This is a genomic window from Nocardia sp. NPDC004168 (genome assembly GCF_040610355.1).
Taxonomy (GTDB): domain Bacteria; phylum Actinomycetota; class Actinomycetes; order Mycobacteriales; family Mycobacteriaceae; genus Nocardia; species Nocardia sichangensis.
Genome location: NZ_JBEXME010000030.1, coordinates 22,241 through 48,220, shown reverse-complemented (window position 1 = coordinate 48,220; position 25,980 = coordinate 22,241). Strand labels below are relative to the sequence as shown.

Annotated in this window: 22 protein-coding genes; 11 read left to right on the top strand and 11 right to left on the bottom strand. The window is 68.7% G+C overall.

The window, feature by feature from the left end:
* The first annotated feature begins 28 nt into the window (after positions 1 to 28).
* Positions 29 to 1,372, top strand: coding sequence for a crotonyl-CoA carboxylase/reductase (gene ccrA, locus ABZW96_RS32315; protein WP_355079933.1), 1,344 nt, complete (start codon positions 29 to 31; stop codon positions 1,370 to 1,372).
* Here the strand turns inward: ccrA and ABZW96_RS32310 are convergent.
* The 7 genes from ABZW96_RS32310 to aroF are packed head-to-tail and all read right to left on the bottom strand — an operon-like array spanning position 1,367 to position 10,237.
* Positions 1,367 to 2,506, bottom strand: coding sequence for a serine hydrolase domain-containing protein (locus ABZW96_RS32310; protein WP_355079931.1), 1,140 nt, complete (start codon positions 2,504 to 2,506; stop codon positions 1,367 to 1,369). The two genes, ccrA and ABZW96_RS32310, sit on opposite strands and share 6 nt — an antisense overlap.
* Entirely contained in the window at positions 2,497 to 3,231 is a 735-nt protein-coding gene (locus ABZW96_RS32305) for an SDR family oxidoreductase (RefSeq protein ID WP_355079929.1), read from the bottom strand. Before ABZW96_RS32305 ends, ABZW96_RS32310 begins: the two co-directional genes overlap by 10 nt.
* Positions 3,228 to 4,223, bottom strand: coding sequence for a ketoacyl-ACP synthase III (locus tag ABZW96_RS32300; protein WP_355079927.1), 996 nt, complete (start codon positions 4,221 to 4,223; stop codon positions 3,228 to 3,230). Before ABZW96_RS32300 ends, ABZW96_RS32305 begins: the two co-directional genes overlap by 4 nt.
* A 40-nt stretch (positions 4,224 to 4,263) precedes the next feature.
* Positions 4,264 to 6,096, bottom strand: a complete 1,833-nt coding sequence (gene asnB / locus ABZW96_RS32295; protein ID WP_355079925.1) for an asparagine synthase (glutamine-hydrolyzing) — start codon at positions 6,094 to 6,096, stop codon at positions 4,264 to 4,266.
* Positions 6,097 to 6,107: 11 nt separating this feature from the next.
* Entirely contained in the window at positions 6,108 to 7,547 is a 1,440-nt protein-coding gene (locus ABZW96_RS32290; protein ID WP_355079923.1) for an AMP-binding protein, read from the bottom strand.
* Between the two features lie 9 nt (positions 7,548 to 7,556).
* Entirely contained in the window at positions 7,557 to 9,185 is a 1,629-nt protein-coding gene (locus ABZW96_RS32285; RefSeq protein WP_355079921.1) for an aromatic amino acid ammonia-lyase, read from the bottom strand.
* Complete coding sequence (gene aroF / locus ABZW96_RS32280; protein WP_355079919.1) at positions 9,182 to 10,237, bottom strand: 3-deoxy-7-phosphoheptulonate synthase; 1,056 nt, start codon at positions 10,235 to 10,237, stop codon at positions 9,182 to 9,184. Before aroF ends, ABZW96_RS32285 begins: the two co-directional genes overlap by 4 nt.
* Positions 10,238 to 10,592: 355 nt before the next feature.
* Here aroF and ABZW96_RS32275 point away from each other — a divergent pair, with 355 nt between their 5' ends.
* The 8 genes from ABZW96_RS32275 (at position 10,593) to ABZW96_RS32240 (ending at position 20,156) form a co-directional block, all read left to right on the top strand.
* A complete protein-coding gene (locus tag ABZW96_RS32275) occupies positions 10,593 to 12,245 on the top strand; it encodes an ABC transporter substrate-binding protein (RefSeq protein WP_355079917.1) in 1,653 nt (550 codons plus the stop codon).
* A complete protein-coding gene (locus tag ABZW96_RS32270) occupies positions 12,242 to 13,174 on the top strand; it encodes an ABC transporter permease (RefSeq protein ID WP_355079915.1) in 933 nt (310 codons plus the stop codon). The genes ABZW96_RS32275 and ABZW96_RS32270 overlap by 4 nt, the downstream gene beginning before the upstream one ends.
* A 4-nt stretch (positions 13,175 to 13,178) precedes the next feature.
* A complete protein-coding gene (locus tag ABZW96_RS32265) occupies positions 13,179 to 14,033 on the top strand; it encodes an ABC transporter permease (RefSeq protein ID WP_355079914.1) in 855 nt (284 codons plus the stop codon).
* Positions 14,030 to 15,619, top strand: coding sequence for an ABC transporter ATP-binding protein (locus ABZW96_RS32260; protein ID WP_355079912.1), 1,590 nt, complete (start codon positions 14,030 to 14,032; stop codon positions 15,617 to 15,619). The genes ABZW96_RS32265 and ABZW96_RS32260 overlap by 4 nt, the downstream gene beginning before the upstream one ends.
* Before the next feature lie 111 nt (positions 15,620 to 15,730).
* On the top strand, positions 15,731 to 17,200 hold the full coding sequence (locus ABZW96_RS32255; protein ID WP_355079910.1) for an MFS transporter: 1,470 nt from the start codon (positions 15,731 to 15,733) through the stop codon (positions 17,198 to 17,200).
* Positions 17,201 to 17,253: 53 nt separating this feature from the next.
* Positions 17,254 to 18,285 carry an SGNH/GDSL hydrolase family protein gene (locus ABZW96_RS32250; protein ID WP_355079908.1) on the top strand — a complete coding sequence of 344 codons (1,032 nt, stop codon included), beginning with the start codon at positions 17,254 to 17,256 and terminating at the stop codon, positions 18,283 to 18,285.
* Positions 18,286 to 18,396: 111 nt separating this feature from the next.
* The gene (locus ABZW96_RS32245) at positions 18,397 to 19,638 is read left to right on the top strand and encodes an acyltransferase (RefSeq protein WP_355079906.1); all 1,242 of its coding nucleotides are present in this window, start codon (positions 18,397 to 18,399) and stop codon (positions 19,636 to 19,638) included.
* Positions 19,635 to 20,156, top strand: coding sequence for a hypothetical protein (locus tag ABZW96_RS32240; RefSeq protein ID WP_355079904.1), 522 nt, complete (start codon positions 19,635 to 19,637; stop codon positions 20,154 to 20,156). Before ABZW96_RS32245 ends, ABZW96_RS32240 begins: the two co-directional genes overlap by 4 nt.
* Here the strand turns inward: ABZW96_RS32240 and ABZW96_RS32235 are convergent.
* From ABZW96_RS32235 to ABZW96_RS32220, 4 genes are all read right to left on the bottom strand, one after another.
* Positions 20,146 to 20,469, bottom strand: coding sequence for a metalloregulator ArsR/SmtB family transcription factor (locus tag ABZW96_RS32235; RefSeq protein WP_355079902.1), 324 nt, complete (start codon positions 20,467 to 20,469; stop codon positions 20,146 to 20,148). The genes ABZW96_RS32240 and ABZW96_RS32235 overlap by 11 nt on opposite strands.
* 39 nt (positions 20,470 to 20,508) lie before the next feature.
* Positions 20,509 to 21,735 (bottom strand): MFS transporter, encoded by a 1,227-nt coding sequence (locus tag ABZW96_RS32230; protein ID WP_355079900.1) that lies wholly within the window; start codon positions 21,733 to 21,735, stop codon positions 20,509 to 20,511.
* Positions 21,736 to 21,856: 121 nt separating this feature from the next.
* Positions 21,857 to 22,186 (bottom strand): metalloregulator ArsR/SmtB family transcription factor, encoded by a 330-nt coding sequence (locus tag ABZW96_RS32225; protein WP_355079898.1) that lies wholly within the window; start codon positions 22,184 to 22,186, stop codon positions 21,857 to 21,859.
* A gap of 267 nt (positions 22,187 to 22,453) precedes the next feature.
* Positions 22,454 to 23,695 (bottom strand): serine hydrolase domain-containing protein, encoded by a 1,242-nt coding sequence (locus ABZW96_RS32220; protein ID WP_355079896.1) that lies wholly within the window; start codon positions 23,693 to 23,695, stop codon positions 22,454 to 22,456.
* A gap of 194 nt (positions 23,696 to 23,889) precedes the next feature.
* Between ABZW96_RS32220 and ABZW96_RS32215 the strand changes: the two genes are divergently transcribed.
* Positions 23,890 to 24,873 (top strand): LLM class F420-dependent oxidoreductase, encoded by a 984-nt coding sequence (locus ABZW96_RS32215; RefSeq protein WP_355079895.1) that lies wholly within the window; start codon positions 23,890 to 23,892, stop codon positions 24,871 to 24,873.
* Positions 24,874 to 24,974: 101 nt separating this feature from the next.
* Positions 24,975 to 25,853, top strand: a complete 879-nt coding sequence (locus ABZW96_RS32210) for a response regulator transcription factor (RefSeq protein ID WP_355079893.1) — start codon at positions 24,975 to 24,977, stop codon at positions 25,851 to 25,853.
* Positions 25,854 to 25,980: the final 127 nt, after the last annotated feature.

The window sequence follows — 25,980 nt, the reverse complement described above, 5'->3', positions numbered from 1 at the left end:
TTTCGAGGTGTCAACGAGGGAACGAACGATGAACGGACTGCTCGACGCCATTCTCGCGGAGGACGCCACCGCAGCGGATTTCGCGAACCTGACTGTGCCGCAGAGTTATCGGGCGATCACCCTGCACCGCGACGAAATCGGCATGTTCGAGGGGCTGCACCCGGCCGAGCGCGATCCGCGCAAGTCGATCCATCTCGACGAGGTCGCGGTCCCCGAGGTCGGCCCGGGCGAGGCGCTGGTGGCGGTCATGGCCTCATCGATCAACTACAACACGGTGTGGAGCGCGATCTTCGAACCGGTCCCCACCTTTGCCTTCCTCCAACGGTACGGGCGTACTTCGGATCTCGCCGCCCGGCACGACCTGCCTTACCACGTCATCGGTTCCGATCTGGCGGGTGTCGTGCTGCGCACGGGCGCCGGGGTCACCGCCTGGCGGCCGGGGGATCGGGTCGTTGCGCACTGCCTGCACGTCGAACTGGAGGGGCCGGACGGGCACAACGACACCATGCTGGATCCGGCCCAGCGCATCTGGGGATACGAGACCAATTTCGGCGGCCTCGCCGAACTCGCGCTGGTGCGCGCCAATCAGCTGATGCCCAAGCCGCGGCATCTGACCTGGGAGGAGGCGGCCTCGCCGGGTTTGGTGAACTCCACCGCGTACCGACAACTGTTGTCGCGCAACGGCGCCGATATGAAAGCGGGCGACAACGTGCTCATCTGGGGCGCGGCAGGCGGCCTCGGATCCTACGCGACCCAATTGGTTCTGGCCGGCGGCGGCTTCCCGGTCTGCGTGGTGTCCTCGGCCGAGAAGGCCGAGCTGTGCCGGGCGATGGGCGCGCGGGCGGTCATCGACCGGTCGGCCGAGGGGTATCGGTTCTGGCGCGACGGCGTCCAGGACCAAGGCGAATCGAAGAGATTCGGAAAACGGATCCGCGAACTGACCGGCGGCGAGGACGTCGACATCGTCTTCGAACATCCCGGCCGGGAAACGTTCGGCACCTCGGTGCTGGTCGCCCGTAAGGGCGGGGTGGTGGTCACGTGCGCGTCGACGAGCGGCTATGTGCACGAATTCGACAACCGCTATCTCTGGATGAATCTCAAGCGCATCATCGGCTCGCATTTCGCGAACTACCGCGAGGCGTGGGAGGCCAACCGGCTCATCGCCAAGGGCTTGATCCACCCCACGGTCTCGAAGACCTATCCCCTCGCCGAGGCCGCCCAAGGGGTCTACGAGGTGCACGACAACCTGCATCAAGGCAAGGTCGCGGTGTTGGGGCTGGCGCCTGCCGAGGGGCTGGGCGTGGAGGATTCGCAGAAACGCGAACAGCACCTGCCCGCGGTCAACCGGTTCCGCGTCCTCGACTCGCTATGAGCCGAGGACGCGGTGCAAGGCGGTGAGAATCCGCCCTACCGGGGCATACAGCCCACGCGACCGGTGTAACTCGTTGGGCACGAAAGAGATCGATGCCGCGTGCGACGGCCACGCCGCGTGCACACCGCCTCCGGAGCCGTCGTGCCCGAACGCGGCCGGATGCGGGCCGAGGTGACCGAGTTCGGTCTGCAGTTGCAGGCCAACGCCGTAACGCATGGGCCGCTTGAACACCGCGTCGAAGCCACCGGACAGCGGTGTGGTGCCCAGGGCCAGCGTGGCCGGTGACAACGGCGTCTCGCCGCCGAGCAACGCTCCGAACAGCCGCGCCATGGAGCGCGCGGTGCCGATCGCGTTGGAGGAGGGGATCTCCACCCGGTGCCAGGCGGGGCGGTTCCACGGAATGTCGTGCTCCGGGAAGATGAGTGGATTCGCCCAGACGGAATCGGCGAGGTTCAACCGCGCCGATCCCGCCGGTGCCGGGGCGCGGCCGCGCCACCCGGGCCCGTAGCGCACCTGCCCGACACGCGGTTCGAGATACGCGGGCAGTCCCAGCCAGATGTCCAGGCCCAGCGGCACGGCGAATTCCTCGTGGAAGAGCGCGCCCACGGTGCGGCCGTCGACGCGGCGTATCAATTCACCGCACAACCAGCCGAAAGTGATTCCGTGATACGCGAGTTCGAGCGCCGGGTCGTCCTCTCGAGGTTGCTCGGCCAGCAGCTTCGCGGCCAGGGCGCCGTCCGGCGCGGGATCGCTCGGGAAGGGCGTGCGCACGCCCGGCAGGCGGGCGCGGTGGGAGACGAGTTCGGCGACGGTGACGTCCCCCTTCCCGGCGGCCGCGAACTCCGGCCAATACGCGGCGATCGGCGCGTCGAGCCGCAGCTCCCCCCGTTCGAGCAGTAGCAGCAGGCACACGGCGATCAGTACCTTGCTGCCGGAGAACAGGATCTGCAGCGTGTCGGCTTCCCATGGCCGGTCGCCGTCGTCACGGCTGCCGCCCCACAGGTCGACCACCGCGACGCCGTCGACCGTCGCGGAGAACGCTGCGCCGCCGCGCGTCTCGGCGAGATATTCCGCGAAGGCCTCCGCGACGGTCTCGTACCCCGGCTCCACCCGGCCGCGGACCCTCACGCCCACAGCAGCCCGCCGTTGACCTCCAGGACGTGGCCGTTGACGTAGGAGGAGTCGGCGCTCGCGAGGAAGACCGCCCCCGCCGCGGCCTCGGCGACCCGGCCGACCCGCTTGGCGATCAGGCGGTCCCGGTACAGCTCCCACGCCTTCGGGTTCTGGGCGAGGTCGTCGGCGATGCCGCCGTCCAGAATTCCGGGGGCGAGGCAGTTGACCGTGATGTTCCGCGAGCCCAGTTCCGCGGCGGACACTTTCGTGAACATCTCCACCGCGGCCTTGGACGCGCAGTAGGCGGCCGCCCCCACCGCGACGCGGGTGGCCATGCTCGAGGAGACGTTGATGATCGTCCCCCCGGTCTTCTCCAGATGCGGTATCGCCGACCGAGTCGTGTGGAAGACGCCGTTGACGTTCACCGCCATCGTCGTGGCCCAGTCCGCGGCGGTCGTGCGATGCACGCGGCCGTCGATGCTGACCCCCGCGTTGGCGACGACGATATCGATCCCGCCCAGGGTGTCGGCGGCCCGGCTCATCATCTCTTCGACCGAGTCGGCGTCGGTGACATCCACCGGAAGATAGGTGAATTCGCGCGGCCAGTCCGGGTGGCCCGCCGGATCCGTGCGTCCCGCGCACACGACGTGCGCGCCCTCGGCCGCGAAGGCGTCGGCGATGGCCCGGCCGAGCCCGCGCGTGCCCCCGGTGACGACCGCTCGCTTCCCACTCAGACGATCGTTCACCCGTCGCTCCCACCCGTCCGGTGCCAGCGCAGCACCGCGGCGCCGCCGGTCAGCCCGCCCCCGACGCCGGCGAGCAGGATGTTCTCGCCGTGCGCGATCGGCCGCTCGCGATGCGAGTGGGCCAGCGTCACCGGAACCGACGCGGCCCCGGTGTTGCCGAACCGGTCGACGGTGACCGGGACGCGGTCGGGATCCGCGCCGATCTTGACGGCGAGCTCTTCCACCAGACGCAGATTCGCCTGATGGAAGACGAAACGATCGATGTCGCCGACGCCGAGATCCGATTCTCGCAGCACGTCGTCGACCAGGGCGGGGAGCGTGTTGAGCGCGTAATCCCGTGCGCCGCGGCCGTTCATCTTGAAATAGTGGTCGCCCTGTTCCAGCGCCCGCGCGTCGATCGGCTGCCGCGAACCGCCCGCGGGAACCTTCACGGTGTCGTGCAGCGCGCCGTGCGCCACCAACTGCTGGGCCAGCAGACCCGAGCCATCGGGCACCGGCCCGACGAGGGCCGCCGCGGCGCCGTCGCCGAAGAGGGCGACGGTTCTGCGGTCGCTCCGGTCCATGATCGTCGAGTACTTGTCGGCCGCGATCACCAGCACCGGCCGCCGCCGCGGATCGTCACGGACCAGTGCCGATGCCAGCCGCAGCGCGTAGAGGAAGCCGGTGCAGACCGCGTTCACGTCGAAGGCCGGAATATCCCGGAATCCCAATATTCCCTGCACGATCGCCGCGGTGGCGGGCAGGGGATGGTCCGGGGTCGAAGTCGCGACGATGATCGCGGACGGATCCGCCTGGTGCCGGTCCAGCAGTCTGCGGGCCGCCGCCACGGCGAGCGTCGAGGTGGGATCGGTGGTGTGGGCGTAACGCCGGGTCCGGATGCCCGTGCGATCGACGATCCATTCCGGTGTGGTGTCCGCCCAGGCGCTGATCGTGTCGTTGGACACCTCGGTGGGCGGGACGTGGTAATCGATGTCCAGAATTCCGACTGTCATGAGGGAACCTCGGTATTCCTGAGGGGTGGACCGCACGGCGTCACAGCCGCACGGCGACGCGGTATTCGCGCAGCCAGGTGTTCAACTGCAGCGCGCGCGGCAGCCACGGCGGTGGGGTGAAGGTGCCGTTGTGCCAGCGATCGCTGTCGGCCAACTCGCGCAGCGCGGTCGTGTTCAGCAGCGCCAGAGCCGGCGACGACGGGTCCGCCAGCATCTCGCGGGTCGCCGCGCGGACCGCCGCGAGATATTCGGGGCTCTGACCGAACGGAAAGCCGCTCTTGGGGCGCTTGGCGACCTGCGGCGGCAGCCACGGCTCGGCGACCGTGCGCAGGATGCCCTTTTCCTGTCCGCCGTGCCGCTTCAGGTCCCAGGGCAGATTCCACAGGTACTCGACGAGCCGGTGGTCGCAGAAGGGCAGCCGGACCAGCAGACCGGTGCGCGCGCTCATCCGGTCCTTGCGGTCCAGCAGGAACGGCAGGAAGCGGGTGATCTCGAGGTGGAACACCTCGCGAACGCGTTGTGCCGCCGCGTCCTCGCCGTCCAGACGCGACACCTCGGCGACCGCCTCGTCGTGCCGCTCGGCGACGGCCGCGTCCAGATCGAGGTGCTCACGCAGTTCCGCCGAGAGCATGCCGTTGCGGTCGGTGTTGCCCGCGCCCCATGGGAAGCCACCCGTGGGATTCGCGGCCTCGGCCACGAACCACGGATAGCCGCCGAAGATGTCGTCGGCGCCCTCGCCGGACAACACCACGGAGGCGTACTTGCGGACCTCGCGGAACAGCAGGTACAGCGAAACGTCCAGATCGCCGACGCCGGGGATATCGCGGGCGCGCAGCGTTTCGGTCATCTCGTCCAGCAGCGCGGGTGCGTCCAGGATCACCTCGGTGTGATCGGTGCCGACGTGGTCGACCACCGCGCGCACGAACGGCGCGTCCCGGCTCGAATGCAGCGCGTCGGGAGTGAAATCGTCGTCGCCACCCGCGAAGTCCACCGAGTACGTGGACAGTTTCGCGCCAGTGGCCGCGGTGACCGAACGCGCGGCGAGCGCGGTGATGACGCTGGAATCCAGCCCGCCCGAGAGCAATCCGGCCGGTGCGGCCGTGCGGGTCTGGCGTCCGATGATGTCGGTCAGCAGCGCGTCGAGCGTGTCCACGGTGGTGGGCAGATCGTCGGGGTGCGGCGCGGATTCCAGTCGCCAGTACCGGGTGTGGTGCAGGCCGTTGTGATCGACGCGCACGGTCCAGCCGGGGCGGACCTCGCGCAGGCCGCGGTACACCGCGTCGCCGGGTCGCCGCATCGCGACGGTGAAGATGTCGATCAGCCCGTGCGCGTCCACCTCGGGTACGAACAGGTCGTTGGCCAGCAGGGCCTTCGGCTCCGAACCGAAGAGCAGCCCGCTCGGGTGCTCGGCGAAATACAGCGGCTCGATACCCAATCGGTCCCGCGCCAAGAACAATTCGGACCGGCGCACATCCCATACCGCGAACGCGAAGGCGCCGTTGAGCCGCCGGACCGCATCGCCGCCCCATTCGAGGTAGGCATGCGCAACGACCTCGGCGTCCTCGTCGGTGTCACCGGCGAAGACGTGGCCGCGCCCGGTCAATTCGGCGCGCAGTTCGCCGGTGTTGTAGATCTCGCCCGACAGCGTGAGCACCGCCAGCGGGCGGCCCGCCTCGGCGACGACCGCCGGTTGCCCGCCGGGCCGCGTGTCGGCCACCGTCGCCGCGCGGTGGCCGAGGGCCACGTGCCGGTCGATCCAGGCCCCGCCGTGGTCGGGTCCGCGGTGGGTGAGGGCATCGGACATGGCGCGAACGGCGGCCTCGTGCTCGCGCAGATCGCGCTGCCGATCCAGCCAGCCGGTGATTCCGGACATCGACAGCCTCCTCAGGAGTTGGGCGATAGTTCCGACAGGGTCTGGCGCACCACCGCGTCGATCGGCGCGGGTAGCCGGGCCCAGTTCTGCTCTTCGTCGAGATCGAGGACGCGCGACAGCTTCCAGCCCAGGTACTGGCCCAGCGACGCGAGTGGCGGCAGCTTCTCCACCGGCCGTACGGTCACCTCGAGGCCGCCGAACAGGGCGCGCAGCCGGTCGGTGAGCACCGCGGTCCACGGACCCGCCGGATCGCCGTCGTAGGTGACCAGGAAGACGATCTGCCGCCCGTGCACCACGACCATGTAGTTGAACACCGTCGCGTCGGGCAGTGGCTCCTCCCAGACCGCCTGTTCCAGGTCGTTCTGACGAATGCCGGTGCGGTCCAGCACGATAAGGTCCTGGGAGCGGCCCTGGGTGCGCAGGACGGCGGTGTGCAGACCGCATCCGCACGGCGTGCCGTCGATATCCACCAAGTCGCCGGTGCGGTAGCGCAGCAGCGGGCGAGCGGGCAGGTCGAGAGTGGTGATCACCAGCTCGCCGCGGTCGGATCGGCCGTCCACCCGCCGGATGCCGGTCTCGTCGACCAGCTCGAGCAGGAAACTCTGTGGTTGCAGATGCAGCTGTCCGCGCTCGCAGGTGACGGCAGGGGTGCCGGTCTCCGAAGAGCCGTAGGAGGAGACGAACGACGTCGCTCCGGTCAGCCTCTCGAGGTGACGGCGGAAACTGGGGCCGGTCTGCTCGGCCATCAGCAGCAGGCGGTCGAATTTCGGCGCGGGCAGCTCGGCGCGATGAGCGAATTGCACCATCTCGAGCAGCCGCGACGGCGGCCCGATGAAGACGTTGACTCCCAGCTGATCGATCAGCCGCAGCACCCGGGTGTAGTCGCCGGTGATGTTGTCCACCCAGGGGCGCAGCGACATCACCTGCAGATACTCCAGCGCCTTCTCGAACTGGTAGGCGGCAGGGGCGAAGGGGGCGTTGATCAGGATCAGCGCGATGTCCTTCGGCTGCAGCAGCCGCGCCCACATCTCGCCGATGTTCACGGTGTTGATCAGCAGATCGTCCAGCGCCTTCGGCGCGGCGGCGGGGTCGCCCGTGGTGCCCGAGGATTCGTAGTAGTGCAGGAACTCGTCCAGCGGACGGGTGAAGGCGGACTGCCCGAAGCGGCCGAGTTCCTTCTTGCCCAGGAACGGCAGCGACGGCAGGATCTCGGTCAGCACGCGCTCGGTCGGTATGGGCGTGCCGGTGTCCAGCTCCTCGAGCAGCCCGGCCGGGACCGAATCCTCGTACATCTTCGACCGACCCGCGGCGCGCACGGTCTCCAGCAGTTTCGCCGCGTGCACCCGATCGAGGTCGGCGGTGCCCGCGTATACCGACCGGACCAGCGCGGTGTGCTCGGCCAGCAGTCGCTGATTCTTCGCACGCGTATCGTCGTCGCGTAACAACAGCATCGGTCTCTCCTAGCGATCGGTGGGGAAGAGGGGGTCGGCGACGTCGGCGGCGGCGCGCACCGAGCCGTCGGCGATGAGCCGTTCGACCTGGTGGATGTCGTGGTCCATCCGCCGATCGCGGTCGGTGAAGGGCACGTGGCTGCGGATCAGCTCGTGGACGCGGCGGATCGCGGGGGCGGCGCGGTGCACGCCGCGGATCTCCACGGCCTGGGCCAGCGCCAGCAGGTGGATCGCGGTGACCTGCCGGGTCAGCTCGATGATGGTGCGGGCGTCGCGGGCCGCGATCGTGCCCATACTGACCTTGTCCTGGTTGTGCGACTCGGTGGAGCGGGAGAACGCCGTCGCCGGACCGCTGTGCTTGAGCGCCTCCGCGGTGACCGCCGAGGCGGCGATCTGCATGCCCTTGAAGCCGTGGTGCAACCCGGACTCGTAGTCCTCCGCGTCGCGGGGGGCGATCAGGTTGGGCGTGAGTCCGGCGTTGAACTTCTCGTCCACCACCAGTTCCAGCTGTCGGTCGAGCAGGTCGGCGAGACTGGCGACGGCGACCTTCAGCGAATCCATCGCCTGTCCGACGTGTCCGGCGTAGAAATTGCCGCCGTGATGCAATTCGCCTGTCTCCCAGGCGAACAGCGGATTGTCGGTCGAGGAGTTGATCTCGGTGTCGATCCAGCGCCCCACCCACTCCAGGCTGTCGCGCAGCACGCCGTTGACGTGCGGCGCGCAGCGCACCGAGTACTTGTCCTGGATGCGATGTTCGAGGGTGCGGAAGCCCCGGCCCTCCAGCCCTGACCGGCGCACGAGGATCTCCTCGTAGCTGGTGGTGAGGTCGGATCCGTCGAGCAGACCGCGGATCAACTCGGCGCTCGCGCCCTGTCCGGGATGCGGCTTGTTGGCGTGCACGAAGGGATGGAAGTGGGAGCCGTTGCCCAGCAGGGCCTCGCAGGTCATGGCGGTCGCGACGTCGGCGGCGAAGGCCAGCTCGGCGGCGTCGGCGACCGCGAGCGCGGCGAAGGCCGAGGTGAAGGCGGTGCCGTTGATCAGTGCCAGGCCCTCCTTCGGCTCCAGCACCACCGGTTCGATGCCCTCGGCGCGCAGCGCCTCCGCGGTGGGGCGCACCTCGCCCCGGTACCGCACCTCGCCCTCCCCGAGCAGCGCTGCGGCGACATAGCACAGCGGGACCAGATCCCCGCTCGCGCCGAGCGATCCGCGCTCGGGGATCAGCGGCAAGATATCGGCATCGAGGTGCCGCAGCAGGGTCGAGACCACTTCGGGGCGGATCGCGGACGGGCCGCGGGTGAGGCAGTTGGCGCGGATCAGCAGGGTCGCCCGGGTCACGTCCGGCGCCGTCACCGGGCCGACCCCGTTGAGGTGGTAGACGATCAGATTGCGTTGCAGGTCGGCGGCCTTCGCCGGAGAGATCTGGCGGTTGACGCTGTCGCCGAACCCGGTGGTGACGCCGTAGATCGGGATCCCGGTGTCGATCAGTTCGCGTTTGAGCAGCACGGATTCGTGCATGGCCGTCAGCGCGGCAGGGGCGATGCCGAGGTTCACCGGTACGGTGCGGCGTGCCACGGCGGCGACCTCGGTCACGCGTAACGCGGTGCCGTCCAGGAATAGTTCGGTGCCGGTCGTCGTCATGCCAGCTCCACCAGCTCGGGTTCGGCAGCGACCCGGCCGCGTCCGAGTGCCTCGCCGATTGCCCGTAAATTCGTGGCCAGTCGCGCGAATTCGGGCAGATCGAGGGATTGGTCGCCGTCGGAGAGCGCCTGGGCGGGGCGCGGGTGCACTTCGACGATCACCCCGTCGGCGCCTGCCGCGAGGGCTGCCGCGGACATCGGCGGCACATAGCGCGTGGCGCCGGTGCCGTGACTCGGATCGACCAGGATCGGCAGGTGCGACAGGTGTTTGACCACCGGAACCGCGTTGAGGTCGAGGGTGTTGCGCGTCGCGCGCTCGAAGGTCCTGATGCCGCGCTCACAGAGAATGACGTGGTCGTTGCCGTGTGCGAGCAGGTACTCCGCGGCATTGAGCCATTCGTGCACGGTCGCCGACAGGCCGCGTTTGAGCAGCACCGGCCTGCCCGTCAGGGCAAGCTCGGTGAGCAGGGTGAAGTTCTGCATGTTGCGCGCCCCGACCTGTAACAGGTCGGCGGCATCGGCGACGCGATCGATGTCGCGCACGTCGAGGATCTCGGTGACGATCGGCAGACCGGTCTCCGCGCGCGCGTCCCGCAGCATCGCCAGTCCGTCCGGGCCCAGACCGTGGAAGCTGTAGGGCGATGTGCGAGGTTTGAACACGCCGACGCGCAACATGTCCGCGCCTGCGGCCCGGACCGCCCGCGCGGTCTCGAGCAGCACCTCCGGCGTCTCGGCCGAGCACGGACCGGCGATGATCACCGGGCGGCCGTCGCCGACCGGCACCGCGCCGACCCGCACGACCGAACCCTCCGGACGGTACTCGCGGGCGGCGAGCGGGAAAGAGCTGCTCTCGGGCAGAACCCGTACCAGATGCTCGCTGCGGGCGAGCTCGGCCTCGAGCAGCGGGCCGGTTTCGGCCCACGTGACGATCAAGAATCCGGTGCGGGTGCGGCGGGTGGTCGCCTTCGCCGGAACCTGGCGGAGCCGGGTGAGGATGTCCTGCAGTTGCGTATCGGTGATGTCGTCGCGCGTCTGCGCCACATACACAGCCATCTAGTGGGCCTCCTGATCGGGCCGGCGGAATGAAAACGGTCGAATGGAGATGAGGTCCAGTCTGTTTCGAAAACAAGCTCCGGTCTTCCGGCTGTGGTCGCTATTGAATTCACGTCCCTGGCCCGGTTCCTATCGATATACGACTGGACCGGGGACTGGTCGCGACCTGGACCGGCGGCGGGGAAGGCATTGCGGTGCAGGGCTTTTACTTACCGGAAATCCGTGCATCACAGGATGCGAAGCAATGTCAATGCTTTGAATCCACCGCGTCGGAAAATATGGGCGGGCGCCATATGCGGGGGTTCACTCCTTGCACCGTATTCTGTGCTACCCCATCCGTCGGAAAGAATGTGTGATGCGAAAATGGAATCTGCCGATGGTCCGGTCGGCGGCTGTGCTCGCGACGCTCGCCGTCGCGTGTACCGCGTGCTCGACCGGCGGATCCGGTCCTGTCCGGGACGCCGGACCGCCCCGGCCCGGCGGCACGCTGACCTATGGTGTGCATCGCGAGGCGACATGTATCGACCCGCATGTCAGCGCAGGCGATATCGTCGGTGAATTGCAGCGAAATGTATTCGACTCGCTGGTCGCACAGAAAACCGACGGCACCTTCGCGCCGTGGCTCGCGACCGCCTGGCAGATCTCCGACGACAGCCGGGAATACACTTTCACGCTGCGCCGGGACGTGCGATTCTTCGACGGTCGGCCATTCGACGCCGCCGCCGTTCAGGCGAACTTCGAGCATATTGTCTCGCCGAAAACCAAATCTCAGTATGCGGCCAGTTTGCTGGGCCCTTATGCGGGGACGGACGTCCTCGACGAATACACGGTGCGCGTCCGGTTCAAATCGCCGAATGTCCCGTTCCTGCAGGCGGCGAGCACGGCTTATCTCGGCTTCTATTCACCCGCGGTGCTTGCCGAGCATCCCGACGACCTGTGCGCGGGAGGCCGGTTCGCGGTGGGCTCGGGACCGTTCCGCGAGGTCGAGGTCCGCCGCGGGCAGGGCATAGATTTCGTCCGCAACGACGAGTACCGCTGGCCCCCGGCGAACGCGGGGCACACCGGACCGGCCTATCTGGAACGGCTCACCGTGCGCGTCCTGACCGAGGACGCCGTGCGCACCGGATCGCTACGCGGCGGCCAGGTCGACGTCATCTCCGACACTCCGCCGACGGAGATCGCGGATCTGCGCCGCGACGGGGATTTCCAGCTCGTCAACCGGAATTCGCCCGGCGTGCCGTACACCTACTTCTTCAATGTCTCCAAGGAACCGTTCTCCGATATCCGGGCCCGGCGGGCGGTGGGCGCGGCCGTCGACCTCGACGGCATCGTGAAGAGCGTCTACTTCGGCGAATACCCGCGGGCCTACGCACCGCTCTCGCCCACCACGCCCGGCTACGACCGCGCCGCGGAGGGGCGCGCCGGCTACGACGTCGCCACCGCGAACCGGTTGCTCGACGAACTCGGCTACACCGGGCGCGACGCGCAGGGCTACCGCACCCGCGATGGGCACCGCTTCAGCATAGGGCTGCCCTACGCGTCCAATCTGATTCGCGAGTCCCGGGACGTGGTGGCCCAGGCGGTGCAGCAGGAACTGAAGAAGGTCGGCATCGAATTGCGTTTGGAACCGGTCGATTACGGCACCTACACCAATCTGCTCAAGCGCAACGAATACGAGATGACCGGCGGCAGCTGGGGCCGGTCCGATCCGGACGTGCTGGCCACGCTGTACCAGTCCGATCGCGATGCCCGCAAAGGCGGTTCGAACACCGGTCAGGTGCACGACGCCGGAGTCGACGCACTGCTGGCGCAGGGCCGGGCCGGCACCGATCCGGCGCGGCGCTACGGGTTCTATCAGCAGGCGCAGCAACTGATCCTGGATGAAGCCTATGGGCTGCCGGTCTACGTCTACAACAGCAACTATGCCGCCGCGTCGCGGGTACACGACTTCACCTTGGATGCCAACGGTTGGAGCAAGTTCTACGACACCTGGGTGGAGTCCAAGTGAGACACAGACTCTTTCGAATCATCGCGCACCGGATGTGGACCGGGGTGCTGGTGCTGCTCGGGGCGCAGACGGTGACGTTCTTCGCCCTGCGGCTGACGCCCGGCGACCCGGTGGACACTTTGCTGGGCGCGCAGACCAGCGCTTCGCCCCAAGTGCGCGCACAGATCGCCGCGGATCTCGGCTTGGACGAGCCGCTGTGGCGGCAGTACCTGCACACGGTGCTGCGGCCGCTGACCGGAAATCTGGGTCACTCCTATCAGCTGAGCGAGGATGTGCGCACCGCGCTGCAGAGCCAGCTGTGGCCCACCGTGCAACTGGCGGCGGGGGCCATCTTGGTGGCCCTGGTGATCGCGGTGCCCGCGGCGCTGTCGACCGCCGGGCGCGGCAGGTTCGTGCGCGCGGCGGTATCCGGTTCGGAACTGCTCGCGGTTTCGCTGCCCGCGTTCTGGATCGGACTGATCCTGTTGACGCTGTTCTCGTTCCAGCTGCACCTGTTCCCGCCCGCGGGCGGTGGCGGCCTGGCGAGTCTCGTGCTGCCGGTACTGTGCCTGGCCATCCCGATGGCGGGTGAGCTGGGGCAGGTGCTGCGCGAGACGCTCGACCGGTCTCTCGAGCAGCCGTTCGTGCTGACCCTGCGGGCGCGCGGGCTGACCGAACCCGCGCTGCGGCTGCGGCATGTGCTGCGCCACGGTTCGCTGTCGACGGTCACCATGACGGGCTGGATGCTCGGCGTCCTGCTCACCGGGGCCATGCTCACCGAAACCCTGTTCGCGCGGCCGGGTATCGGGAAGATGACCGTCTCCGCGGTGATGACCAAGGACTTCTCCGTGGTGAACGCGGTCGTCCTGCTCGCCGCGCTGTTGTTCGTCGTGATCAATCTCGTGGTGGACCTGCTGTATCTGGTCCTGGATCCCCGGCTGCGGAGGTGAGGAAATGACCGTCGTCCCGAACATCAGGACCGTGTCGCCCGTCCGGTTCCGATCGGTGCCGTGGCCGGTATGGCCCGCGGCCGTCGTCCTGCTGTTCATCGTGGTGGCCGCGGTGGCGCCGCATCTGCTCACCGGTGTGGACCCCGCCGTGAACGACTGGCGGGTCGCGCTGCATCCGCCGAGCCCGTCCCATCCGTTCGGCACCGACCGGCTCGGCCGCGACGTGTACTCCCGGACCATCTACGCCGCTCGCACCTCTCTCGGTATCGGCGTCGCCGCGACCGCGATCGCGGTCGCGCTGGGATCGGTCGTGGGTCTGCTGGCCTCGGGTCCGTCGAAGCTGATCGACGCGGTGCTGATGCGGCTGACCGAGATTCTGCTCGCCTTTCCCGGGCTGCTATCGGCGCTCGTGCTGATCGCGGTTTCCGGGCCCGGCGCGCGCAACTCCGCACTGGCGATCGGGCTGGCGGCGACGCCGTACTACGCCCGCCTGGTCCGCTCGCAGGGCCTGGTGGTACGGATCAGCGGTTACGTGGAGGCGGCGCGCACCCTCGGCCAGAGCCGATGGCGCATCACGGTGCGCCACATCCTGCCCAACGCGCTGGCGCCGCTGCTGGTGCTCGCGCCGCTGGGCGTCGGCACCGGCATCATCGCGGGGGCGGGCCTGAGCTTCCTCGGGCTCGGCGCCGTGCCGCCCACGCCCGAATGGGGTTCGATGCTGGCCGAGTCCCGCAATCTGCTCAGCCGCGCCTGGTGGCTCGGCGTCTTCCCGGGTCTGTTCGTGGTCGCCGCGGTGGTGTCGATCACGGTCCTGGCCCGTTTCTGGCAAGGACTCTCGGAGGGCAGGGTGGCGCGATGACAGCATTGGAAATCACCGATTTGACAGCGGGTTTCGGTCGCACCGAGGTGGTGCACGGGATCTCGTTGACGATCGAGGCCGGGGAATGCGTGGCCTTGGTGGGCGAATCCGGTTCGGGCAAGAGCGTCGCCGCGCGAGCGCTGATCGGGCTGACCCAACGAGACGGCTGGGTGCGGGCGGAGCGGTTGCGGATCGCCGGGCAGGACGGCCGTGGCTGGTCGCAGCGCCGGTGGCGCCGGGTTCGCGGCGCCACGGTCGGTTACGTGGCGCAGAACGCGCTGGGATCCCTGGACCCGCTGCGGCGCATCGATCAGGAACTGCGCGAGGCGCTGCGGATCCACCGCACGGTGGCGGCGGCGGAGGTCACGAACCGTTCGGAGCAGTTGCTCACCCGCGTCGGGATTCCGGACGCGCGCAGCCGCTTGCGGCAGTATCCGCACGAACTCTCCGGTGGGCTGCGGCAACGGGCGCTGATCGCGACCGCGCTGGCAGCCGAGCCGCAGTTCCTGATCGCCGACGAACCCACCACCGCCCTCGACGCCTCGGTGCAGCGCCGGATCCTCGCCCTGCTGCGCGAGATCCGCGACGCGGGCACCGGACTGCTGCTCATCAGCCACGACCTGGCGGCCGTAGCCGAGGTCGCCGATCGGATCGCGCTGATGCGCGACGGCCGCATCGTCGAACAGGGGCCGACAGCCGAGGTGCTCACCAACCCCTCACACGACTACACCCGCCTGCTGCTGGCCGCGGTGCCGTCGGCGCACACCCGCGGCGCACGCCTGTCGCCGGCCGAATTCGATCTGGCGGCACAGCTTCCCGCGCCGCGCACGCCCCGGCCCAAGGGCGCGCTGGCGCGTGTGCTGGATGCTCGCCGCGTGTTCCGCGATCCCGACGGTGCGCCGTTCGCGGCGCTGGACGGGGTCGACCTCTCGGTCGCGCGCGGCCAAGTCGTCGGCGTGGTGGGCGAATCCGGTTCGGGCAAGAGCACTCTCGCGCGGGCGCTGCTCGGCCTGGAAAAGCTGGACGGCGGTACGGTCACCGTTACCCCGGGGGTGCGCCTGCAGGCCATCTTCCAAGATGCGCTGGGCTCGTTCGACCCGCGGTTCACCGTTCGCCGGGTGCTGGACGAGGCGCTGGAGGCGGGAAAGGTCCGGCGCGCCGACCGGCAGGGCCGGGCCCGCCACCTGCTGGCCGCGGTGGGATTACCCGATTCGGTCCTTTCGCGCCGCCCCCTCGACCTGTCCGGCGGTCAGCAGCAGCGTGTCGCCATCGCGCGGGCGCTGGCGCCGGGCCCGGATCTGATCGTCTGCGACGAACCGGTCTCGGCGCTGGACGTCTCGATTCAGGCGCAGATCCTGGACCTGCTCTTGCGGGTGCGCCGCGAACTGGGTGTCGCGCTGATCTTCATCTCGCACGATCTGGGCGTGGTGCACCACCTGAGCGACGAGATCGTGGTGATGCGCGCGGGCCGAGTGGTCGAATCGGGTCCGGCCGACGAGTTGTTCACGACGCCGCGCGAGGAGTACACCCGCGAACTCCTCGCGGCCGTGCCCGTGCTGCCGGATTACACGGGGCCGCGGGCATGAACCGGCGCAGGCCCTACGGTCCCCGGTCCCGACCCGATCCTGGGCCGCGGGCCGAAGACAGCGACTCGCGGACTCGAAAGACTGGACCTCCAACGACTTCCAGGAGGCATTGTGACGCCCCCGAACCCGCGGCGGTCGCCGCTGCTGCTACCCGTCGTGCTCGCGGCGACGTTCATGTCCGGATTCGACACGAACGTGGTCAACATCGCGCTGCCCGCGATCCGCGGCGAGCTGCACGCGGGACCGGCGGCGCTCGAACTCGTCGTCAGCGGTTACATCTTCGCCTATGCCGCCGGTCTGATCACCGGGGGCAGGCTCGGCGACCTCTACACCTACCGCAGGCTGTTCCTGATCGGCATGGCCGGCTTCACCGTCGCTTCGATGCTGTGCGGGCTCGCGCAGTCGCCGGTGGAACTGGTCGGCGCCCGGATCCTGCAGGGCCTCACGGCGGCGGCCATGGTCCCGCAGGTGCTGGCCACCATCATGGCCAATTTCGACGCGGGGGACCGGACCCGGGCGCTGGCCTGGTTCGGCGTGACCGCGGGGGCCAGCGGGGTGGTCGGGCAGGTGCTCGGTGGACTGCTCATCTCGGCGGATGTCGCCGGATGGGGTTGGCGCACCGTGTTCTTCCTCAATCTGCCGGTGGGAGCGGTGATGCTGGCCGTCGCCGTGCGGGTGCTTCCCGCGCGCACTCTCGATCGCAGGCCCGGGCTGGATCCGGTGGGCCTGATCGGAATCACGGCCGCCCTGGCGCTCGCGCTGGCGCCGCTGTCGTTCGGGCGCGAACAGGGCTGGCCGCTGTGGACCTGGGTCTGCCTGGTCGCGGCCGTGCCGTGCCTGCTCGCGGTGCTGGCCTACGAGCGCCGCCTGGCGGCCGCGGGCGGCGACCCGCTCATCGACCTCGATTTCTTCCGGCGGCGGTCGACCGTGTTCGGCATCCTGATCAACGTCGCGTTCATGGCGACGTTCACCAGCGGCATCTTCGCGGTGACACTGCTGCTGCAGGAAGGCTTCGGGCTCAGCGCCTTACATGCCGGGCTGGCGTTCGCCGCCCGCGGGGCTCTGGTCGTGCCTGCGCCGATGGTCGGCAGGCGGGTGATCGCCGCGCACGGGCAGGCTCGCGCGATCGTGCTCGGCTGCGGCATCGACATCGTGACACTGATCGCGCTCGGCGTGGCATTGCACGGGTTCGGCGGGCACATCTGGCTCGGCTGGGTCGTCATCGGCAACGCGCTGCTCGGCTTCGGCAATATGCTCATCCTGCCCGCCGCGCTCGGCGTCACGGTGGCGACCGTCGAGCCGCACCAAGCGGGCAGCGCCTCCGGAGTCGTGAACACCACCCAGCAGTTCTCGGGCGCGGTCGGACTCGCCGTGCTCGGGACGCTGTTCTTCGCCGTGGCGGGTAGCGAACCCGGGCGCGGCGAGTACGCCACGGCCGTCGAGGCGGTCCTCTGGGTGCATCTGGTGCTGATCGTGGGCGCCGCCGCGCTCGCGCTGCGCCTGGATCGCGCCAGGACGCCCACTGTGGTGGTGGCACAGCCGGATTCGGCGCAATCGGCGCAGGCCGCGGTCGATCGATGACCGCACGCCGCGAGGTCTGGCTTTTGATCTAGATTTCGATAACAATCGAAGTCATGACCGAGCGAACGACAGCATACATACCCACCGGCTGGGACGGCGTCGTCGATGTGACCGAATCCGATGGCTGGCGCCAGCCTTGGCGGCTGCCGCCGCGCCGGCTGGCCACGGCGTTCTCGCCGGAACTGACCGAACACGCCGTGGTTCCGACCGGTGTGCGCATCGGCGTCGTGACCGACGCGCCCGAACTGTCGTTGAGCCTGCGCTCCACGCCGGTGTGGACGCCGCGCCCGCGCGCCGTGGACGTTTTCGTGAACGGGGAACTGTCGCAAAGCCTTCCGGTCGGCGCCGGCGCCGAGGAACTGATCGTCCGGCTGCCGGGAGAGCGGTCGGAAGTGCAGCTGTGGCTTCCGCATCGCGGCGCGATCACCCAGGTCGGCCCGATCTCGGTCGCCGCATCGGCCACCATCGAGCCCGCGCCCGCGACCGGCCCGCGCTGGATCACCTACGGCAGCTCGATCACCCAATGCCTGGTCACCGCCTCGCCCAGCGAGACCTGGCCCGCCCGCATCGCGCGGCGCTACGGCTGGCGGCTGCTGGATCTCGGATTCGCCGCGCAGGCCTATCTGGACCCGTTCGTGGCGCGGACGATCGCGAGCAGGCCCGCCGACCTGATCTCCGTCGAACTCGGACCCAACCTCTACATCCGCGGCCCGTTCACCGAACGCTCGCTCGGCGGGCTGGCGGCCGGATTCCTGGAGACCATCCGCGACGCCCACCCCGACGTGCCGGTGGTCGTCTTCTCCCCGCCGGTGTGGGTAGAGCGCGAACATGAGCCGAATCCGCATGAGCTCACGCTGTCCGGCGTGCGCGAACTCGTGGAGAACGTGGTCCGGGTCCTCCAGGGCCTCGGCGACGGCAACCTGCATCTGGTTCCCGGCGACGAGCTGTTCGGGGCCGCCGACGCCGGGCTCACGATCGACGGCCTGCACCCCGACGCCGCGGGCGATGCCCTGCTGGCCGAGCGCTTCGGTCCCCGGCTGGCGGCCGTGCTGGCCGGGTCCGCGGTCCAGGTACCCGCCGGATGACCGGCCGGGAGACCGGCATCCGAACCGGTCCGTTGACCGAAGACGTCCGGTATGCCCTCTTCGGACACTGAACGGGTCTTCTTTCCGCTCGGTCTGCTCAGGAGGGTTCCCGTGACCGAAGCGCCGATAGCGCCCCGATCCACCCGTTTGCACACGCTCACCGGAATGCGGTTCGCCGCGGCACTTCTGGTGTTCTTCACGCATATCTCGCTGGAAGGATTCTTCACCGATCCCGACGCCCAGCACGCCGCGTCGTTTCTGCTGAAACGCGAGGGCTGGACCGGCGTCGGGTTCTTCTTCGTCCTCAGCGGTTTCGTCCTGACCTGGTCCGCGCGGCCGGGCGACACCAAGCGCGCGTTCTGGCGGCGGCGGTTGGTGAAGATCTATCCCAACCACGTCCTGACCTGGGCCATCGCCTTCGGGCTGTTGATCTGGGCCGGCAAGTCGGTCACCGCCGGGGTGGCGATCCCGAACCTGCTGCTGGTGCACACCTGGGTGCCGGTCGTGCAGAACTTCGCCAGCATGAACACCGTCGCCTGGTCGCTGTGCTGCGAGGCGCTGTTCTACCTGCTGTTCCCCTGGCTGCTCGCCGCGGTCGAGCGAATCCGCCCGGAACGGCTGTGGGCGGCGACGATCGGCGTGCTCGCGACCATCGTGCTGCTGCCGTTCTTCGCGCTGTTGCTGCCGGATCAGCCGCGGGTGCCGTTCGCCACCGATGTCCCGGTGTACCAGTTCTGGTTCCTCTACCTCTTCCCGCCGGTGCGCGTGCTGGACTTCCTGCTGGGCATCCTGCTGGCGAAGCTGCTGCTGTCGGGGCGCCGCGCGCCGCTGACGCTCGCCCCGGCCTCGCTGCTGGTCGTCGCGGGGCTCGTGGTCCAGCTCTGGGCGCCGTACATGTGGGCGCTGGTCGCGGTCGGCGTGATCCCGACGGCGCTGCTCATCCTGGCCGCCGCGACCGCCGACGTGCGCGGCACATTCTCGCCGTGGCGGTGGCGCTTCGTGGTCTGGCTCGGGGACATCTCGTTCGCGTTCTACATGATCCACGAGCTCGTCCTGCACTATCGCCATCAGTTGTTCGGCATCCAGCAGGCCTGGGCGACACCAGCGGCGATCCTGGTCATCCTCGGATTCCTGGTGCTGGACACCCTGATCGCCTGGGGGCTGTACTCCGGCTTCGAGAATGCGATCGTGCGGCGATGGAGCCGCCCCCGCCGCCGTGTCACTGCCGCTGTGGTGATCCCCGCACCCGCGGCGGCGAAACAGGCTGCTTCGCAATCGGATACGCCGTCGCCATCGAGCGCCGGGATGACCGTCGCTCCGGCGGCCGCCGCCACGGAAGGAGCCGACCTGTGAGGACGTTCGTCCTGACGGCCGCCGCGGTGACCACGGTGGCCGCCGCGACCGCCCTGTGGCCCGCGTCGCCCGCGCGGGCCACCACCACCCATATCGCCTGTGCGGGAACGAGTACGGTGAGCTACTCGCCGGGCATCACCGATATGCCCCGGCCGGTGCGGATCGTCACCGACGCGGTGTTCGGCTCGTGTGTCTCCAGCGATCCGACCATCACCGGAGGCACCACCCACGCGGGCGGGCCCGCGACGATCGGGTGCGGACCTGCCGCCGGGACCGGCACCTCGCGGATCGACTGGAACAACGGACAGCACAGCACCTTCGAGTTCCGCACCGTCTACGTCAACCGGCCCGCCGGGCAAACCCTGATCGTCATCTCCGGCACGGTGACCGACGGTGAATTCCTCGGCGACCATGTCGACGGCGCGGGGCTTTACCTGACCGCCGACATCGCCGGCTGCGGCTCCGCAGCCGGGGTCACCTCGACCTTCGGCCCGGTCACCCGGACCTTCAGCTCGTAGCCGGGACGAGGGCGGGGGCGTTGTGCAGAATCGAGCTGAGCACTCCCGGGAAGCGGGCCTCGACCTCGTCGTAACGCAATTCGTTGCGACGGTAGCTGCCCTCCTGGATCACCCGCAGCAGACCGGCCATCCGGAGCACCTTGAGATGGTGCGAGAGCGTGGACATGCTCACCGGGACGTCGAATCCGCCGCAGGTGATCGCCTCCTCCTGCCGCAGCCTTGCCACGATCTCCAGCCGCACCGGGTCGGACAGGGCATGCAGCAGGGTGGGCAGGCTCACCGATTCGATGGAGGGATGCTGGAGTGCGCGCACCGGGCCGATTCTACCTTTCGCCGCGACCGCCGAGGCGGCTCACGCCACCGCCTCGGCGGCCTGCTCGTGGACCAGGCCCAGCACGATCGGGAAGACCAGCAGGCAGGAAACGGCGCAGGTGATGCCGAGCCAGACGAAGCTGTGCGTGCCCGACAGCACCGCCACCGAGGCGGAGGTGCCGACCGTCGACCCGGCGTACAACGCGGAGGAGTTCAGGCCGAGCGCGGTACCGCGCGCCGCCGGCGCCAACTCGCTGACCAGCGTGGTGATCGAGGAGGCGCCGATATTGAACGCCAGCACCCACAGCGCCGCGACGATGACCGGCACGACCAGCGCACCGTCGAGGCTGGAGAAGGCGATCAGCGCCACCGCCACCCCCAGGCCCGCGGCCGCGATCACCACACGCTTGCCGAACCGGTCGGTGAGCCGCCCGCCGAGGAAGTTCCCGCAGACGCCAACGGCGCTGATCACCAGCAGCACCAATCCGATCGCCGTGGTGGACAGGTCGAAATTGGTTGTGAAGTAGACGCCGACATTGGCCCACATGCCCTGGTTTCCAGCGGTCCAGAAGAACGTCGACAGCAGCACGAACAACACGGACGGATTGCTGAACGCGGCGCGGAACTTGTCCACGTACGCGCGCAGCGGATGCACCGCGGCCTGGGTCGCGGCGACCGGGATGCGCGGCAGGGTAAGCGGCACGACGGCCAATGCCAGCGCGGCGAGCACGGCGATGGCCCAGAAGGACACCCGCCAGCTGAAGGCGTCCGCGGCGAAGGATCCGACGGGCACGCCGATCAGCGACGAGCCGGTGAGCGCGCCCATGATGATGCCGATGGCGCGCCCGCGCCGCTCCGGCGCGACGACATCGGCGACCGCGGCGAAGATGCTCGGCACCATCATCGCCGCGCCGAGCCCGGCCAGGCCGCGAAACACCAGCAGCACGGCGAAATTCGAGCCTATGCCGGTCAACGCGGTGCCGATGCTGAAGATCGTGAGCCCGGTGATGATGACGTTGCGCCGCCCCCACCGGTCCGACACCGGGCCGAACAAGGGCCCGGTCACCGCGTAGACCAGGGCGTAGGTGGTGACGAGCAGTCCCGCCGAATCCACCGAGGCGTGCGTGTCCCTGGTGATGGTGGGCGCCAGCGGCGCGACGATCAGCGCGTCGAGCCCGACGAGGGCCGCGCAGATCGATCCCACGATCAGCAGCCGACGGCTGCCGACATCGGATTCGTCGCGGGCAGCGGTGGTCGAGGAAACCATGAGGCACCTGCCTTGAGTAGTAGTACTAGATTTCGAAGATTATCGAAATCATGACCACATGGTGACAGGCGGCATGCCGCTCGTCAACGGAAGAGCCGGTGCCGGTGCGGCTTTCGGGAGATCAGGCCCGCGCGGGGACCGGCGCGGCGGCGCTGCGCACCACCGTGTCGAGCAGGCCGGGGAAGCGGGCGTCGAGATCGGCGGCGCGCAGCGAGACCATGCGGCGCACGCCGTCGACGCGGGTCGCGGTGAGCCCGGCCTCGCGCAGGACCTTCAGGTGATGCGACAGGGTGGACTTCGTCAGGTCGGGGTTCAGTTCGCTGCACGACATCTCGTCGATCCGCGCGGCCAGCTCGCAGACCATCGCCAGCCGGGCCGGATCACTCAGCGCGTGGAAGATGGCGGTGAGTTCCAGGTCGTCGCGAGCCGGCTGGTTCACTACTCGCGCCATGATGGCCGCCTTCCGCTGCGTTCGTGCCCGATCGATATTTCGATCATAGTCGTTTTCTCGTCCGATACCGGTCCAAGGTCCAGGTCCGCCGACCGGACCGAGGGCTGATGCCTCGTGCGGGATACCGGGCCCGCGGCCGAAGACAGTTCGCCGCGCTCCGAGCAGCATTGGGCGGAACGCTCGCGCAGCAACGGAAGTGGTCGCATGAACAAGCCAGCAGCCGCGGCGGGACGCCGATCGCGACCGGCGCCCCGCTCGCGATCGGCGCTAGTCGACCACCGCGGCGTGCACGAGCTGGCGCAGCCGCGAATACAGCGGCAGCGCCTTGGACGGGAACAGCTGCGGGAACGCCATCGCGGTGATGCGCTTGACCGGATCGACGAAGAAATAGGTACTCGTGGCGGAATACCAGGAGAATTCGCCGGGCGTCGCGATGACCTTGGTGGCGGCCGGATTCTCGGCGGTCAAGAAGCCGAAGCCGAAACCGAGGCCGTCCAGGGTGGTGAGCGCGGGCAGCACCGGGCGCCCGATCGCGCCCAGGTCCGCGCCGCCCGGGAGCTGGTTGGTGGTCATGTATCTCACCGTCTGCGGCGACAGCACGCGCCCGCCGTTCCAGGCGCCGTTGTGCAACAGCATTTGCAGGAAGTGATGAAAATCGGCGGCGGAGGTGATCAGGCCCGCGCTGCCGGACAGCCAGCTCGGCCGCTGCGTCGGATCGCCGCCCGCGAGCACGTCGTTGCGCACCGCACGCCCCGTCGCCGGATCGGCCATGTAGATCGCCGCCAGCCGGTCGACCTCCTCGGGCTCGATCCAGAACTTGGTGTCGTGCAGGCCGAGCGGATCCAGCACCCGCTCGGCGAACACGCGGTCGAGCGACTGTCCCGACACCACCTCGAGGAGTCGGCCCAGGACGTCGGTGCTCACCCCGTAATTCCATGCGGTGCCCGGCTCGAACAGCAGCGGCAGCGTGGCCCAGGTGTCCACGGCGGTGGCCAGATCGATGCCGGGCGGAGCGCTCCACTCGAAGCCGCGCTGGACGTACAGCTCGTCCACCGGATGGGAGTGGTGGAAACCGTAGGTGAATCCCGCGGTGTGGGTGAGCAGATGCCAGATGCGGATGGGTTCGCGGGCCGGCTCGGTCTCCAGGTTGCCGCCGCCGAGCCGTTTGTAGACGCGGACGCCGGCGAGCGAGGGGATGTAGTCGCTGACGGGGTCGTTGAGCCCGAACGCGCCCTCCTCGTACAGCGCCATCGCCGCGACCGAGGTGAACGGCTTGGTCAGCGACCACGCCCGGAACAGCGAATCGGTCGCCATCGGCAGTTCGGCCTCGGCGTCGCGATGTCCACCGGTGCCGACGTGCACGACCTTGCCGTCGCGGGCGATGATCCCGACCCAGCCCGCCATGCGGCCCGCGTCGACGAGCCGGTCGAGGTAGTCGTCGAAGCGCCGCAGCCGCGCGGGATCGAACCCGGCCTCGGTCGCATCGATTTCGATTTTGATTTCCGACATGAGGTGATTCCTGCCTTTATCGCGTACCGGGAATCCGGAATGATCCGGCCCGGTACTTGCCAAGCCGACATCGAGAATAGTAGCTTTAGTTCGATAGATGTACAACTATCGAACTTAGTTGCGGGCCAACGCATTACAACAGCGCGGTGCCCGGATAGCGCCCCGATGACAATGATGTGGGAGGTTGGTTTCTCATGCCCCGATACGGAATCACGCTGCCGTTGCCGCTGGTTTCGCTGCCCGACCATCGCGTGATCTTGGAGCAATTGGCCGACCTCGGTTACACCGACGCGTGGACCGGCGAGTTCGCCGGCGTGGACGCCTTCACCCCGCTGGTGCTGGCCGCGGCCTGGGGGTCGCCGAGCCTTCGGCTGGGGACGGCGGTGGTGCCGGTCTACACGCGCGGTCCCGCCGTGATCGCCCAAACCGCTTCGGCGCTGGCCGATCTCGCGCCCGGCCGGGTGGTCATCGGCGTCGGCTCCTCGGGCCCGCAGCTGGTCACCGGAATGAACGGTGTCCCCATGGCCGAGCCCTACCGCCGGGTGCGTGACACGGTCCGCTTCCTGCGGCAGGTCTTCACCCACGGCGTCGTGACGGGTCCGTTCGACACCATCGACTTCGAGGGCTTCCAACTGGGCTATCCGGCCGCGGAACCGCCGCGGATCATGGTCGGCGCGCTGCGCACGCGGATGCTGCGGCTCGGCTTCCGTGAGGGGGCCGGATCGATCACGAATTTCCTCGCGGCCGAGGACATTCCGACCGTCGTGCGAGCCCTGGGCGAGGACCGGGGCCGCGGTGAACTGGTGGCACGCATCTTCGTGTGCCCGACCGAGGACGTCGAATACGCCCGCGCGGCCGGGCGCCGGATGCTCGCGCACCTGTTCACCCGCCCGTCCTACCGCGCCTTCCACGAATGGCTCGGCCGCGCCGAAGTGGTTGCCCTGGTGAACAAGTACGTCGACAGCGGCGATCCACTGCGGGCCGCGGCGGCGATCCCGGACCAGGTCGTGGACGGTATTCTCATCCACGGCAATACGGCGCGGTGCCGCGAGCAGATTCAGCGCTACGTCGACGCGGGCGTCGACACGCCGGTCGTGATGCTCCAGTCATCACCGGAGTTGCTGGCCGGTGGGCCGGCCGCGGTGTGGCGCACGGTGCGCGAGCTGGCCCCGCGATGAGGCGGGCGGCGGTTGTGGGACGATCGTCGAATCCTCGAACAAGATTAATATTCTCGGAGATCATTAATAGCGACGGAATTTTTAGTAGGAGTGCGCACCTGTTGCCGCACACGTGGGCCTGTGTTAGTTTGACAGATATCGATCTTGCCGGTAACCGTCTTTCGATTTCGCGTTATCGGGAAGGTCGTCGGATTCTCAACAATCGGGACCCACCTATAACTACAGAAGCTTGCGGGGCGCAGATGAAGTTGTTAGGCGCAAATCACGAGACCGGCGAATTCGGCGAAGATGCCGGACGGAACACGGCGGCGGCTCGAGTAGTGGTGGTCTGCGGGGAGCAGATCATGCGCAGCGGACTGGTTTCTATTCTGCGTGGCATGCCCGACCTCGGCTGGGTCGGGCCTGCGACCAACAGCCAGGCGGCGTTGAACATGGTCGCGGCGGGCAAGGCGGATGTGGTCGTGCTCGACCACTGTGCCAACCCAGGCTGGGACGGGCCCGCGCTGGCCGCCCGGTTCACCGGCATCCGTCCCGACCGCGGTGTCGGTGTGGTGGTGGTGTCGGACGGCACCGACAGCGAACTGCTGCTGCGATATCTGCAGGCCGGCGTCCGTGGCCTGGTCTCACGGCGTTCCAGTGCCGTCGATCTGGTGAACGCGGTGGACAGCGTGATCCGCGGTGAGGCGCTGCTGTCGCCCTCGATCACCCGGCTCGTGCTCGAAGCGACGGTGCCCTATCTGCCCGCGGCCTCGACCCGGTCGGTCACCGCTCTGGACACGTTGACCCAGCGCGAGCTGGAAATCCTGATCCTGGTGGCCGACGGATTGTCCAACAGCGAAATCGCTCAAGTTCTGCACGTCAGCTACAAGACCGTGAAATTCCACGTGTCGAATATCCTGCGCAAGTTATCGGTGCGCACTCGGGCGCAGGCGATCGTCTATCTGCGGCCGAGTGTGGCCATCACCTCACAAGCGGGCTGACGACCGCGGCGCCGAGTTTCCGTCTTGTTGGCGGGGGCCTCGGCTGCTATCGTTTAGTTCGAGAGTTTTGAAACTTTCGAATCGTGTCCGATTCGGTTTCCCTCACCCTCCTTCGGCTCTGGAAGGA

What these genes read in the sequence shown, in the direction of transcription:
- ABZW96_RS32265 (WP_355079914.1), top strand. Translation starts at nt 13,179, where the DNA reads ATGACCGTCGTCCCGAACATCAGGACCGTGTCGCCCGTCCGGTTCCGA.
- ABZW96_RS32275 (WP_355079917.1), top strand. Translation starts at nt 10,593, where the DNA reads ATGCGAAAATGGAATCTGCCGATGGTCCGGTCGGCGGCTGTGCTCGCG.
- ABZW96_RS32285 (WP_355079921.1), bottom strand. Translation starts at nt 9,185, where the DNA reads ATGACGACGACCGGCACCGAACTATTCCTGGACGGCACCGCGTTACGC.
- ABZW96_RS32220 (WP_355079896.1), bottom strand. Translation starts at nt 23,695, where the DNA reads ATGTCGGAAATCAAAATCGAAATCGATGCGACCGAGGCCGGGTTCGAT.
- ABZW96_RS32290 (WP_355079923.1), bottom strand. Translation starts at nt 7,547, where the DNA reads ATGCTGTTGTTACGCGACGACGATACGCGTGCGAAGAATCAGCGACTG.
- ABZW96_RS32230 (WP_355079900.1), bottom strand. Translation starts at nt 21,735, where the DNA reads ATGGTTTCCTCGACCACCGCTGCCCGCGACGAATCCGATGTCGGCAGC.
- ABZW96_RS32300 (WP_355079927.1), bottom strand. Translation starts at nt 4,223, where the DNA reads ATGACAGTCGGAATTCTGGACATCGATTACCACGTCCCGCCCACCGAG.
- ABZW96_RS32215 (WP_355079895.1), top strand. Translation starts at nt 23,890, where the DNA reads ATGCCCCGATACGGAATCACGCTGCCGTTGCCGCTGGTTTCGCTGCCC.
- aroF (WP_355079919.1), bottom strand. Translation starts at nt 10,237, where the DNA reads ATGGCTGTGTATGTGGCGCAGACGCGCGACGACATCACCGATACGCAA.
- ABZW96_RS32225 (WP_355079898.1), bottom strand. Translation starts at nt 22,186, where the DNA reads ATGGCGCGAGTAGTGAACCAGCCGGCTCGCGACGACCTGGAACTCACC.
- ccrA (WP_355079933.1), top strand. Translation starts at nt 29, where the DNA reads ATGAACGGACTGCTCGACGCCATTCTCGCGGAGGACGCCACCGCAGCG.
- ABZW96_RS32260 (WP_355079912.1), top strand. Translation starts at nt 14,030, where the DNA reads ATGACAGCATTGGAAATCACCGATTTGACAGCGGGTTTCGGTCGCACC.
- asnB (WP_355079925.1), bottom strand. Translation starts at nt 6,096, where the DNA reads ATGTCCGGAATCACCGGCTGGCTGGATCGGCAGCGCGATCTGCGCGAG.
- ABZW96_RS32250 (WP_355079908.1), top strand. Translation starts at nt 17,254, where the DNA reads ATGACCGAGCGAACGACAGCATACATACCCACCGGCTGGGACGGCGTC.